The sequence below is a fragment of the Sphingobium sp. genome, from assembly GCF_035511395.1.
Classification (GTDB): Bacteria; Pseudomonadota; Alphaproteobacteria; order Sphingomonadales; family Sphingomonadaceae; genus Sphingobium.
On the sequence record NZ_DATKFP010000143.1, the window covers coordinates 16,649 to 29,533 of the forward strand.

Annotated in this window: 10 protein-coding genes; 3 read left to right on the forward strand and 7 right to left on the reverse strand. The window is 62.8% G+C overall.

Annotation, left to right across the window (positions count from 1 at the left end):
- Nucleotides 1-10 precede the first annotated feature (10 nt).
- The 7 genes from VMR39_RS09580 to fliG all read right to left on the reverse strand — a co-directional run bounded on the left by VMR39_RS09580 (nt 11) and on the right by fliG (nt 7,974).
- Nucleotides 11-1,429, reverse strand: coding sequence for a flagellar hook-length control protein FliK (locus tag VMR39_RS09580; RefSeq protein ID WP_325415742.1), 1,419 nt, complete (start codon nt 1,427-1,429; stop codon nt 11-13).
- Nucleotides 1,430-1,518: 89 nt separating this feature from the next.
- Nucleotides 1,519-3,612 carry a flagellar biosynthesis protein FlhA gene (gene flhA, locus VMR39_RS09585; RefSeq protein WP_325415743.1) on the reverse strand — a complete coding sequence of 698 codons (2,094 nt, stop codon included), beginning with the start codon at nt 3,610-3,612 and terminating at the stop codon, nt 1,519-1,521.
- Nucleotides 3,613-3,735: 123 nt separating this feature from the next.
- Nucleotides 3,736-4,179, reverse strand: coding sequence for a helix-turn-helix domain-containing protein (locus tag VMR39_RS09590; protein ID WP_325415744.1), 444 nt, complete (start codon nt 4,177-4,179; stop codon nt 3,736-3,738).
- Nucleotides 4,179-4,469, reverse strand: a complete 291-nt coding sequence (gene fliN / locus VMR39_RS09595) for a flagellar motor switch protein FliN (protein ID WP_372859789.1) — start codon at nt 4,467-4,469, stop codon at nt 4,179-4,181. Before fliN ends, VMR39_RS09590 begins: the two co-directional genes overlap by 1 nt.
- Before the next feature lie 80 nt (nt 4,470-4,549).
- On the reverse strand, nt 4,550-6,157 hold the full coding sequence (gene fliF, locus VMR39_RS09600) for a flagellar basal-body MS-ring/collar protein FliF (RefSeq protein ID WP_414712483.1): 1,608 nt from the start codon (nt 6,155-6,157) through the stop codon (nt 4,550-4,552).
- 97 nt (nt 6,158-6,254) lie between these two features.
- A complete protein-coding gene (locus VMR39_RS09605) occupies nt 6,255-6,938 on the reverse strand; it encodes a flagellar assembly protein H (RefSeq protein WP_325415745.1) in 684 nt (227 codons plus the stop codon).
- Nucleotides 6,939-6,945: 7 nt separating this feature from the next.
- On the reverse strand, nt 6,946-7,974 hold the full coding sequence (gene fliG, locus VMR39_RS09610; RefSeq protein ID WP_414712484.1) for a flagellar motor switch protein FliG: 1,029 nt from the start codon (nt 7,972-7,974) through the stop codon (nt 6,946-6,948).
- A gap of 113 nt (nt 7,975-8,087) precedes the next feature.
- On the opposite strand from fliG, the gene VMR39_RS09615 reads away from it, so the two are divergent.
- From VMR39_RS09615 to VMR39_RS09625, 3 genes are all read left to right on the forward strand, one after another.
- Nucleotides 8,088-10,790 carry a hypothetical protein gene (locus VMR39_RS09615; RefSeq protein ID WP_325415747.1) on the forward strand — a complete coding sequence of 901 codons (2,703 nt, stop codon included), beginning with the start codon at nt 8,088-8,090 and terminating at the stop codon, nt 10,788-10,790.
- 14 nt (nt 10,791-10,804) lie between these two features.
- Entirely contained in the window at nt 10,805-11,230 is a 426-nt protein-coding gene (locus tag VMR39_RS09620; RefSeq protein WP_325415748.1) for a flagellar biosynthesis protein FlgB, read from the forward strand.
- Nucleotides 11,231-11,711: 481 nt separating this feature from the next.
- Nucleotides 11,712-12,821, forward strand: a complete 1,110-nt coding sequence (locus VMR39_RS09625) for a helix-turn-helix transcriptional regulator (RefSeq protein WP_325415749.1) — start codon at nt 11,712-11,714, stop codon at nt 12,819-12,821.
- Nucleotides 12,822-12,885 lie beyond the last annotated feature (64 nt).

A 12,885-nucleotide genomic window follows, 5' to 3' on the forward strand; every position in this document is an offset into this window, starting at 1 on the left:
TCATTCATCCTTACGCCATGAGGTCGACCTGGCCGCTGGCGCGCAGCGGCCGGTATTCAAGATCGGCGAGTTCGTCGCCGCCATTGTCGAGAAAGGCCCGATTGCCCTGATCCTGCCCGCCATGTTGCCAGCCCTGCCCGGACCCGGCACCTTGTCCCTGATCGCCGGACCGTGCATCGAAACGGAGCGACTGGCTGTCTTGACGGATGCCTGCATCGACCAGCGCCCGGTTGAGGTCGCCACTTTCGCGCCGCAGCATGTCGAGCGCGGCTGGACTGTCTGCCGACATCACCGCGCGCAATGTTCCCTCGCGATCGAAAGACAATCGCACATCGATGCGGCCCATCTCGCGCGGGTCGAGCCGGATCAGAAGATCCTCACGATCGCCCTTCGCTGCCTTGGCGATCTCGACGCCGATGTCGGCGCCGATCCGTCCCGGCTGGGCCTGGATGACGGGCGATGGCGCTACGGCTTGCGGCGTGACGGGATAGGGGCTGGCGGGCAGGGTGTTGGTGACCGGCGCGAGGGTCTGCGTCAGCAAGGGGGACGGCAACGCTCCATCCGCCTTGGCGATATGCGGCGGCATGGCAACAGCTTTCACTTCCATCCCGACCTCCTCACGCTGCCGTTCGGTACCGGCAGGAGCAGCAATGGACCGTAAGTCCGCCGTATTGGCTTCCCCCTTCGGTTCCGTCGGCGTATCAGCCCGCGCCACCGCTTCGGTTTTCGGCAGGATTGTCTCCGCACCCCCGGTTTCGGTGACTTGCGCCGACGTCGACTGCTGGGTCGCGCCGTCATCCGGCACGAGCCCATCGCCGCCCGTCGCCGGAGGAGGCACAACTGTCGGTATCATTTCCATTGATACCGGCTGGGGCCTGGTAGCGACCGCCACATGCACTTCCCTATCGGAGGGCGCCTCGTCGACGGCCGCTTCTTCCTTCTTGGCCACGACCTTTTCGACAGGCCTTTCGATGGCCAAGCCCGGCTGTACTGCCGGCATCAATGAAGCGCCGTGCAACGCCACCGGCTTCTCAAAGACAGGTTGCGTCCTGACGGAGTCTGCGGCTTGCTCGTCGTTTGCAAGAGAGGCCTCGTCCGGTGCCTCCGTCGTCGCCGGATCGACCGGAGGCGATGGCGACGGATGCGGCGTCGCTGTCGGCGCCCCGATAACTTCCGGATGCAACTGAGAAGGCAGCGCAGCTTCCGCCTCCACTACGGGAGCAACGGGCAATAGCGGCTGATCGGCCGCGTCGCCAGAGGGCAACGATACTGGGGGGCGCGACGGCGTCGGCACCATCGACGTAGGCGTTTCCGGACTGCCCACAGACAGATTGTCGACCAGAACGCCAAAAGCGCCGATCGGATCGGACGTGGGCGCGGGTTCCTGCGATGCCATTGCCTGGACCGGAACCGACGTGGATAAAATCATGGATGCTGCTGGCATGGTTTCTCGATCTTGGGGCGCTGCGCGCCCGTTCCTTATAATCTTATAGAGAGTTCGACACGCCTTCGGTCGCGTCAGCCGATCGTTCCAAGGCTGCGCAGTCGGGCGCGGGCATGGACTTCATTCTGCGACAACACGACGGTCGCCGGCCGAACCCGCTCGATGATCGAACGAACGAAGGGACGAAGCGGCGGACTGGTCAGCAGACAGGGTATCTCGCCCTGCGTCGCGAAGCGATCATAGGTGTCGCGAACGGCAGCGATGAAGCCCTGAAGGCTGGATGGCGCCATGGCGAGATGCCGATCATCTCCCTGCCCGACGATACTCTCCGCGAAGGCCTCGTCCCATTGCGCGCCCAACGTCACCACTGGGATGGTGCCATCGTGAGTCTGCTGCGCTGAGATCTGGCGAGCAAGACGCGCACGCACATGTTCGGTCACCTGCGTCAGGCTGCCAGTCATGGCGGTGGCCTCCGCGACGCCTTCCAGGATGGTGGGAATATCGCGGATCGACACGCCTTCGGCCAGCAGGTTCTGGAGTACGCGCTGAACGCCGGAAATGGAGATTTTCGCCGGGATCAGATCCGCGATCAGCTTTTCCGCATCCTTGTGGACTTCGTTCAGCAGCTTCTGCGTTTCGGCATAGGACAGCAGATCCGCGATATTATCCTTCACGATCTCGGTCAGATGCGTGGTGACGACCGTACCGCAATCGACCACGGTGAGACCACGGAAGCCTGCTTCCTCTCGCATGTCGCGGTCGATCCAGAGTGCAGGCAGGTGGAACACCGGCTCCTTGGTCGGCTCGCCGCGGATGCCGACATCCTGCCCGCTCGCATTGATCACCAGCAGCTTGCCGATGCGCAGCTCGCCGCGCGCAATCTCCGTTTCCTTGACATAGACGACATACTCATTGGCCTGGAGGGCCATATTGTCGAGGATGCGGACCGACGGCAGTACGAAACCGAAGTCGATCGCCATCTGTCGCCGCAGCGCGCGAACCTGGTCATCGAGACGCGGTTCGGCGCTGGCATCGTTGATCATCGGCAACAGCCCATAGCCCAGTTCGATGCGCAGGGCGTCAATCGCAAGCGTGCGGGCAATGGGTTCCTCCGCCGGCACAACCTGCTGCTGGGCGGCCGCCTCGTCCATGCGGGCCTGTATCGTGGCGGCCTCAGCCTTTTTCGTCATGCTCCAGGCGAGCCAGCCGCAAATGCCGCCGAACAGCGCGAAGGGCGCGAAAGGCAGGCCCGGCATCAGTGCCAGCACCAGCATCAACGCCGCAACGACGCCGAACGCCTTTGGATAACGGCCAAGCTGCTCGCCCAGCGTCGCGCCGGTCTTGCCCGCTATTCCGCCCTTCGACACGAGCAAGCCTGCAGCGGTCGAAACAATCAGCGCTGGAATCTGGCTGACGAGGCCGTCGCCGACCGTCAGGATGGTGTAGGTAGTGAAGGCCTCACCAAAGGGTACGCCATGGATAGCGACGCCGATAATGAGTCCGACGACGATGTTGATCGCGGTAATCAGCAAAGCCGCGACGGCATCGCCTTTCACGAACTTCGACGCACCGTCCATCGCGCCGTAAAAGCCGCTTTCCGCCTCGATCTCGGCGCGCCGTTCCTTGGCCTGCGCTTCGGTGATGGTGCCCGCATTGAGGTCCGCGTCGATCGCCATCTGCTTGCCGGGCATCGCGTCCAGGCTGAAGCGGGCGCCAACTTCGGCGATGCGCCCTGCCCCCTTGGTGATGACGACGAAGTTGATGACGATCAGGATCGCGAAGATGGTGAGGCCGATCACCGTCTCCCCGCCCATCAGGAACTCGCCAAAGGCGGCGATCACCCCACCCGCGGCTTGATGCCCTTCATGCCCATGGCCCAGAATCAAGCGGGTCGAGGCCAGATTGAGGCCGAGGCGCAACATGGTGACGATCAGCAGGATCGTAGGAAAGCTCGACAACTGAAGCGGCTTGTCGATGAACAGGGCCGTCATGAGGATCAGGACCGACGCAGTGATCGACAGCGCCAGCCCCAGATCGAGCATCCAGCCGGGCATGGGCAGGATCAGCATCGCGATGATGCCGGTCACGCCCAACGCCAGTGCCAGGTCGCGGCTGGGGCCGAGACGCGCGATCATCTCATCGAACTTGGCGGGGAGTTGGACTTTCATGGGAGAGTTCCGATGAGAGGGAGAGAGTGCGACCACATCCGCTCGCTTCGAGCATTGTCGAAAAGCATGGAGCACATCGTTTCTCGACATGCTCGGAAGGAACAGGATTGGATCAGGCGTCGATCAATGCCGCAACAGCCCCGGCGGCGGCGTGAAGTCATTGGTCAGGAAGCTCCGCAGCTTGTTCCGGATCGTCCGCACGGAGATGCCAAGCATGGCCGCCGCAGTAGTCCGGTTGCCCCGGCAGCGATCCAGCGTCTGGAGGATCAGCGCACGCTCCACCTGGTCGACGCTGTGGCCTACCAGTTGCTCGACGGCGGCGGTTATTGCCTGATTGGCCGCCCGCTCTCCGCGCAGCCGGGCAATCACATCGGGCAAGTTGACAGCGACATCGACAACCATAAGGTCACCCACCGTCCGACGCCAGCGATCCAGTGCCTCGCAATCCGCCGTGCCGACCGCGATGCTGGCGGCGGAACCGCGCACCATCTCGACGGCAAGGCCCATGGTCTTGTTGAGATCACCGACCAGCAGCAGGCGGGTCGGGTCATGTTCGGATGCAGACATCAACGCTCCTGTCGCACGATTTCGGTGAGGGTGATGCCGAGTGCGCTGTCGATCAGCACCACTTCGCCGCGCGCGATCAACCGGTTGTTCACGAAAATGTCGACCGGTTCGCCGACGCGGCGGTCCAGTTCGACCACCATGCCGGGCTTCAGCCGCAGCAATTCGCCAATGTCCATCCGGGCACGGCCCAATATCGCCTGCACCTTGACCGGCACGTCGAACACGGCCTGGAGATCGTCGGGCGTCGGCGGCGCGGAGGGGCGCGGCGACCAGTTGGGATCGGCATTCATCTCCACATCATCGCTGCCGTCGGTCAGATGGGCCGGCGTCAGTTGCCGGGGTTCCATATCTTCACTCATTGCATCCCCTTTCATGCATTCATCCATTGGCGGATCACCGAGGCGGATTCCGCCGGGCCGGCGGCGATCGCTTCGCCGATGCGCTTCAAGGCAGAGACCTTGATCCGCCCGTCAATCTGGGCCAGTGCGATTTCCTCATCGAGCAGCGGCACGTCCTGCCGCATCTCCTCCAGCTGACGCATCGCCTCCTCGTCGCCATCGGCCGCGCGCTGGGCCAGCGCTGCCATCTCGTCATTTTCAGGCGTCAGCAGATGTTCGATCGGCTGGCCTTCCGCTTCCACAGGCGCAACCTTGGGTCGCAGCATCCGGATAGCGAGCAGGATCACGCCGCCGATCAGTACATATTTGGCGAGGTCGAGCAGATTGCCGACGGTCAGACCAAAGGGCAGACCCCCATCCGTGCCGTCCAGTTCGCCCGGCGCGGCGAAGCTCATATTCTCCACGACTACGCTGTCGCCCCGTTCGGCATCGAAGCCGACCGCATTTTCGACGAGGCGCTGGAGCCGCTGGATTTCCGACTGCGGCAGGCCTTTGGGGCCACCGTCGACCATCACCGCGACGGTCAGGCGCGCCACCTTGCCCGGCGACCGGATGCTGACCTTCTGGGTGCGGCTATTCTGGTACGTAATGTCTTCCGACGTTTCGTTGCGGGCCGAACGGCGGCTTTCGCCTCCCGTCCCGTTGATCGCAGCTTCATTGTCGGGCAACTGCGCGCCCACGGTCACGCCCTGCGCACCGGCGCCGCTTTCGTCATTCTGGTCACTGGATTCGACCGTGACCTGATGGGCGACGACCTGCGTATCGGGATCGAAGGTTTCCGCTTCCTCGCGCACCTGATCGCGTTCCAGCACGGCGGCGACTTCGGCGCGGACCTTGCCGATGCCGACGATCGGCGCAACCATCGCCTCGATCTCCGCGCGCAGCTTATCCTCGACGGCGGCCTGGCGCTCATCGATTTCCGACGATCCCGCGCCGCCGCTTTCACCGGCACGCGCCAGCAGCGCGCCCGACTGGTCGACGATGGACACGCTTTCGGGCGACAGTTCAGGCACGGCGGACGCCACCAGATAGCGGATCGCCTGCACAGATTCCCCCGGCAGCCGACCGGTCGTCTTGACCGTCACCGCCGCCGTCGCCTTGCGCCGTTCCGTTTCGAACATGGCGCGTTCGGGCATGACCAGATGGACGCGCGCCTTGCTGACCCGCTCCAGGCTTTCGATCGACCGGGCCAGTTCGCCCTCGATCGCACGGGTTTCGTTGAGTTTCGCGCGCGAGGCCGACATCCCGAAAGGCTGTTCGGCGTCCAGCACTTCATAGCCGATCTTTCCGCCCAGTTGCTGCCCGGCCATCGCCATTCGCAATTCCGGCAGCTTGTCGACCGGCGCCATGACCGACGTACCATCAGCCGAAATCTGGAAGGGGACGTTCTGACCCTTCAGCTTCTCGCCGATCGCCTGCGTGGCGGACGGTTCAAGATCGGTGTAGAGAAAGCCCATCTCGCTCGATGGGCTTCGCAGAGCCAGATAGCCGATGCAAAGCAACAGGGCGGCGGCGACGCCCCCCATCAGCAGCACGCGACGAGGGCCGATCTGCTCGATAAAATTCCGCAAAGCGTTCAAGGCTGCCTCTTTGTGAGAGAGTGGGCGGCCCCCCTGGCCGTCCCCCTGATCATTATAGGAGGAGCAGCTAGGCAATAGTTGCCGGAAGCGGAAAAGTTTACGCGCCGTCACCCTCTGCGATCAGACCGCCAAGTTCGCACGCAATAGCAGCACGACGCGACGCGGCATCGATCACCAGCCCACCCTCGGCCCAGCCGATATGCGCATCGTGCGGCGGGATGTCCGCGTCCGCGACGATAGAGATGTTGAGCGCGCGCCGTTCGCCCGTGCGACGATCCGCCACCAACCGTTCGACATCCTCCAGACTGTCGGGATGCACGCGGATCAGCAGCGCGGTGCCCCGCGCCACCTGTCGCAGCGCACGGCCGAGCGCCTCGTCGATTGCCCGCCCTGGCTCCTGACGGATGGCATGGCCCGCAATCATGTCGGCAGCGCAGAGCGCCACTTCGGCCGCGTCCTGTATCAGCCTGTCGCGTTCGGTACTCCATTGTCCGCCGAGGTCATCCAGCGCGGCATGAAGCGCATCGGTCGCGGACAACATGGCCTCTGCCCGCTCGCCCCGCGCCTGCGCCAGCCCCTGCGCAACGCCTTCGGATCGCGCCTTCAGCAAGGCCACTTCCTGATCCTGGCGCAATTGTTCGATCCGCTCCTGAAGCGCCACGATCTGCGCGTGGAGTTCCTCGACCGGCGGCGCCACCGCCGCACTCTCATCCTCCGGCGCGGCGCCGAAGCGGAACACCCGGTCGAAACCGAAAGGCTTTATCGAAATGGCAGCCTCCATCATCGGCTCAATAGATCATCGCATCGTCGCTCTTGGGATCGACGAGCATGATTTCGCCCCGATCGCCAAGCGACTTGGCAAGACGCACCAGCGACGTCTGCGCCTCTTCGCATTCGCGCGCACGCACCGGTCCCATCGCCGCCATGTCGTCGCGCATCAACTTGGCCGCGCGTTCGGTCATCGCGTTGAAGAAGATCTGCTTCATCTCTTCCGGCGCTCCCTTCAACGCCAGCGCCAGGTCGCGCTTGTTGCTGTTGCGCACGATCGTCTGAATCGCACCCGGCAGCAGGTTGGCCAGATCCTCGAAGGTGAACATCAGCGCACGGATGCGCTCCGCCGAATCCGGGGCCTTGTCGTCGAGCGCGACAAGCATCGCTTCCTCGGTCGACCGGTCGAGCGCGTTGAAAAGTTCTGCCATCGTCTCATGCGGGTCGCGACGCTGGGCGCGGGACAGGTTGGTCATGAACTCGCTCTTCAGCGTCTGTTCGACCTGAAGGATCACATCCTTCTGCACCGTATCCATCTTGAGCATCCGCATCACGACGTCGGTCGCCAGTTCACGCGGCAGTTCGGCCAGCACGCGGGCGGCATGGTCCGACCGCAGCTTGTGCAGGATGACGGCGACGGTCTGCGGATATTCATTTTTGAGATAGCCGGCGAGCACGGACTCGCTGACGTTGGACAGCTTGTCCCACATCGTCCGGCCGGATGGACCACGAATATCCTCCATGATTTCGCGCACGCGATCGGCGGGCAATATGCCTTCCAGCAGCCGCTCCGCCGTGTCGAACGATCCGTGGAGCGAGGCCATGCTCGACACCTCGCCAGAAAACTGCACCAGCAGATGTTCGACGACGACCGATGGCACGCGGCCCAGTTGGGCGATTGCGGCCGACAATTCCTTGATCTCCTCGACCGACAGCTGTTCCCAGATCGGTCCGCCATGATCGCGGCCAAGCGCCAGCATCAGCGCCGCCGCTCGCTGAAGACCCGAATATTTCTTGAGTTCGGGCGGTTCGCCGATCTGCGGCGTCATCATGTTCATCTGCAAATATTCCCCAAAATATTGCCCCGCCGACGGACCGGGTGAGGGCTGCATTCCTCTATCTTATAGGAGAATGCCGGTTGCTTCCGGCTATGGAGGATCGCTTGACGATAAATTTATCCAATGGCCTGGTCGGCCTGTCGCTGCTGGGCGGCACCAACGGTTTCACATCTTATTATGCCTCGGCGATAGACTCGCCCGCAGTGATCGAAGCGAAGAAAGCCTTTACCCTGCCGGAAACCACGCCGCCGTGGCAGGAAGACCCTAGCGATGCCCCGCTCAGCACGCAGATCGCGGCGATCAAACGGCTGAAGACCATCATCGACACCAGCACCGACAATGGGCTGGAGGATCTGCCCGACGTGCAGACCGCCTTCACCACCTACAAGGCGCTGGACGCGCTGCGCCTGCTGGCGGAGAGCGCCGCCAAGAAGACGACATCCTCGACCGAGCGTCTCGCCCTGCAAAAGGTCTTCGCCAAAGGGCTGAGCGACCTCCAGACCTATCTGGGTCAGGCGGAAACCGATCTTTTGACGCTGAACTATGGCCTCGTCACGCGACGGTCGGAAAGCATCGGGATCGAGCCAGTCGATTTGTCGGGCAAGATCCGTGCGGAGGGTGTCAGCAAGACGCGCGATGGTGCTCTGACAGGTCTCAGTGGCACAGAGGTCTTCAGTATCCAGCTTACACGCGGTACGGTGACGGAAACGGTCACGGTCGATCTGTCGACCACGACCCAACCACCTACGCTGGACAGCGTGGCCAACGCCCTGAATGCCGCCATCGGCGCGACACCTGCCCTCGACGGCAGCGGAAATCCCATCCTGGATGGCGAAGGCAATCCGACCACCCAGTGGAAATCGCGCTTCTCTGTCGAAAAGACCGGCAATACCTGGGGGCTGGTATTCACTGCGGCGGGGATCGAGAAGGCCTCGATAGACCAGGTCAATTCCGCCGATGCGTTGATGATCGCCAGCGGGCGCACTGCGACGGACGGGCCGACCTCCGCGCAGATTTTCCGCATCGACGACCCGGCTTCCTCGCTGGAGGCCGAACGGCTCAACACCATCAACGCCGTCAACAGCAAGGCGACAGCTCAGGCCGTCGCTATCGCCAAGGCAAATGCGGACGAAGATGACGAAGATGCCGCCGACCCCGTCGTTTATGCCGGCACGACCGCCCGTGCCATCGCGACCGATGCGCAGGGCTTCAGCTATGTGGTCGGCACGACGGCCGGCGACCTTGGCAGTTCGCTGTCGGACGGCGCCAATGACCTGTTCCTGACCAAGGTCGACAGCGAAGGCAAGGTCGTCTGGCAGCGCAGTCTGGGCGCGGCCGGTACGGGCGAAGGCGCCGCCCTCACCATCGCAGCGAATGGCGATATCGTGATCGCGGGCACCGTCAGCGGCGCCTTCAACGGCAGCGACGACAGCCAGACCGACATGCTGGTCGCCCGCTTCACTGCCAGCGGGACGCAGACCTTCGCCACCGCCATTCGGCAGGTCGGCAATGAAAGCGCGACCGCCGTGGCAGTGGGCGACGACGGCAGCCTCTATGTCGCGGGCCGCGCCTCCACCGGCGGCGGCGACGCGGTGATCGTGCGGCTCGACGCGGCAGGCAAGATCCAAGAGAAGCGGACGATCGATAGCGGGGGGGCGGACTCGATTACCGCGCTCGCTATCGACGGATCGGGCGAGTTGCTGGCATTGACCAAGCAGGGCGCCAATGCCACGCTGATGCGCATGGACGCGCAGGCTTTGACGACCGACCTCGGATCGGTCAGCCTCGGCGCTGTCGATGCGCGGGCCATCGCTGTCTCCGATAGCGGCGCGATTGCAGTAGCGGGCGCCGCCAGCGTTGCGGTCAACGGCGATCAGGCCAACGGCATGAGCGGCGGGCGCGATGCCTTCGTGACGCAGATCGCCGCCGATTTCTCTTCTTCTACTACCAGCTATATCGGCACCGCCAATGACGAGCAGGCCGATAGCGTCACCTTCATGAACGGCGCGCTTTACGTCGGCGGCCGCACCAATGGCGTGCTGGAGGGGACAAAGACGGGCAAGGTCGATGGCTTCGTCGCGCGGATCGACACGACCACGGGCGCGGTGCAGGATGTCGATCAGTGGGGTCTCGTCACCCACACGGTCGAACCGGTGAAGATCACCGCGGTGACTGGCGGCGCAACCGCGCTGGGGGCGCTTGGCCTTGGCCGGGGCACGCTCAACCAGAGCGTATCAGCCAGCATTTCGTCCCAGACGACGCTGAAGGAGGGCGACAAATTCAGCCTGCGTGTCGATGGCGGCGCGACGCGGACGATCACCATCGGCAAGGATGAGACATTTGCGACGCTGGCGCAGAAGATCCAGCGCATCACGGGCATCAACGGCACCGCCACAACCGCCAAGGTCGATGGCGAGCAGGTGCTGCGGATCGATGTAAAGACCGGACACAGCATCGAACTGATCGCCGGTGCCGACGGCAGCGACGCGCTGGCGAAGCTCGGCATGGCGCCGGTCCGCCTTGTCGCTGCCGCGCCCAAGGACAAGAATGCCCCCAAGGTCACGCCAGGCGGCACGTACAGCCTCAACCTCAATGACATGCTCAGCCTGACAGATGTAAAGTCCGCCACTGCGGCCCTGTCCCGCATCAGTGCCGCCCTGTCGATGACCCAAAGCGCCTATCGCTCCCTCTACTGGGACTCCGCCAAGGAAGCGCAGGTCAACGGCACCATCACCGGCAGCGGCTCGGCATATCAACAGGCCCGGCTGGCCCAATATCAGGCGGCGCTGAGCCGTCTGTCCGCATAAAGGAACAGATTGCAGTGACGTCCACCCCATCCCTGCTGGCCGGCATCGGTCAATCCATGAAACATCTTTCCGAACGCCAGCGCGTGATCGCGGAAAATATCGCCAATGGCGAGACGCCCGGCTTCAAGGCCCGCACCGTCGAAACTCCCGATTTTTCCTCGCTTGTCGAGGTCTATGGCGGCAGTGGCGGCAAGCCCCGCATCAGCCGGCCGCAGATTCACCTGTCGGGCGGAATGGCCGCTCTGGGCGCGCGCGCACCGAAGGCAGGCGGCGACGTGATACTCGAAAGCGACATCAGTGAGACGAAGCCGGACGGCAACAATGTCACGCTGGAAGACCAACTGCTGATAATGGGCGAAGTTCAGTCCGACTTCGCTGCCATGACCAACCTCTATCGCAAGCAGATCGGGCTGTTGAAAACGGCGATCGGGCGGGGCTGATATATCCGGCAAACATTGATCGGAATAACGGGCCGCATCTTTCGGGAGATGCGGCTCCGATGTCATGTTTCAACAAGCGCCGTTCATCCTCTGGAAACGCCTGCGTGATAGGAGAAAGAGCAGAAAGGTGTCCTATATTCAAGAAAAGGGAGGATGCCTGAGCCATGATGGAAAAAATTGTGAGTTTTGTGAAATTTCCCGGAAACATCTGGCCCATACGGGCGTTCTGCATCGCAATTTCAGGCAATTCATGAACTCGACGTGCTTTGTATAGGATGATCTAAATCAAGAAACTGCGGTAGGCATCCTTTATAAATCATTGACCAGAAGATCATGTCATGGAATGATAGCAGTCAAGGGATTGACCTGCTGTTCCTGGAATATTCTGCGTGCAGAGGGCAAAATGACACAGAAAAACGGCCGTTCACGTTCAAAAAATATCAGGGTCAAGGCCGCATTGCAGCCGATCCCGAGCATTGACATGTTTCGCACCTTCCTGTTTCCTAACAATATCCGGGATTATCGGAAAAAACAGAATGCCGGATCATTGCTGCAACTCGCGCAGGCTATTCCGACGATAACCTATATTCGCCTGTCCAAGATCGAGCGCGGCGAAATATTCGCCCGGGCTGATGAAATCAGGGACATCGCCGCCGCCCTGAACGTGGCGCCGGACCGGTTGTTGATCGATATTGACGATCCGGCCTTCGATATTTCAGTCTGGGCAGCGGAGTTCCAGACGGCTGACAGCGTTGATCCTCTGGCGGACAGCCTGGCCGCGCTTGTGGCCGCTGCCGTTCGCGCGCGCCGCGCGACCGACGCTTCGCTGACCATTGCTGCGCTTGAACTGGATTACGGCATAGCGCCGGTCATCCTGTCGCGCATCGAAAATGCCTACAAGCCGATCGATCGTTGGAGCGTCGACATCCGACAATCCCTGTTCCGTCTACTTGGCGTCTCCAGTGCCGAAGAACTGGAACAGCATCTGGTCGCTGCACATGCAGGGGGAGATTTCGACGCCAGCTTGCCGCTGGTGGCCAATCCCGAGACACGGATCGCGAAGACCCGTACCAAAGTGCTGGAACTGCGGAGAGAATTGGCCACGAACAGTCCCCTGGCGAAGGCACGCCGGAAGGAGCGCGCTGCGCAACCGACGCTGACGAAACTGATGCCAGACGACGCGGCCACGCCGGTGATAGACGCCATTCATGCGTCGGATAATGCCACTGTCCGCCTGCTTCCCGTGTTCGGCGCGCCGCTGAATGACGGCCTGATTGCCCGTACCGCCACGGGAGAACAGGTCGAAGCGCCGCGCAATGCCGGCCCGCGGGCCTATGGCCTGCGCGTCTGCCGTCCGACGTTGGGATCGGGCCTTCCGGGCCGCTCCATTGTCGTGGTCGATCCGGACCGTTTTCCGTCAGCCGGTGGGCTGGCGGTCATCCGTGAGGATGACGGCCTGCGGCTGCTATCCGTCACATTCGACCGACAGGGCCGGATGCTGGGCTATAGCGAACATCCCGACCGCGAAATCGCGATCGACGATGTCGCGCCCGAACAGGTTGCAATGGTGTTATCGGCTCAATTCGAATAAGTGTCCCGATCATGCATCGATCGCCCTCCTTCTCTCTATAATGGAGATTGGAGGGTGATTGATC

Bases quoted from the DNA above. Each gene is read 5' to 3' on its own strand.
- VMR39_RS09580 (WP_325415742.1), bottom strand. From the start codon at position 1,429: ATGATTTTATCCACGTCGGTTCCGGTCCAGGCAATGGCATCGCAGGAA.
- VMR39_RS09605 (WP_325415745.1), bottom strand. From the start codon at position 6,938: ATGGAGGCTGCCATTTCGATAAAGCCTTTCGGTTTCGACCGGGTGTTC.
- VMR39_RS09625 (WP_325415749.1), top strand. From the start codon at position 11,712: ATGTTTCGCACCTTCCTGTTTCCTAACAATATCCGGGATTATCGGAAA.
- flhA (WP_325415743.1), bottom strand. From the start codon at position 3,612: ATGAAAGTCCAACTCCCCGCCAAGTTCGATGAGATGATCGCGCGTCTC.
- VMR39_RS09590 (WP_325415744.1), bottom strand. From the start codon at position 4,179: ATGTCTGCATCCGAACATGACCCGACCCGCCTGCTGCTGGTCGGTGAT.
- fliG (WP_414712484.1), bottom strand. From the start codon at position 7,974: ATGACGCCGCAGATCGGCGAACCGCCCGAACTCAAGAAATATTCGGGT.
- fliN (WP_372859789.1), bottom strand. From the start codon at position 4,469: ATGAATGCCGATCCCAACTGGTCGCCGCGCCCCTCCGCGCCGCCGACG.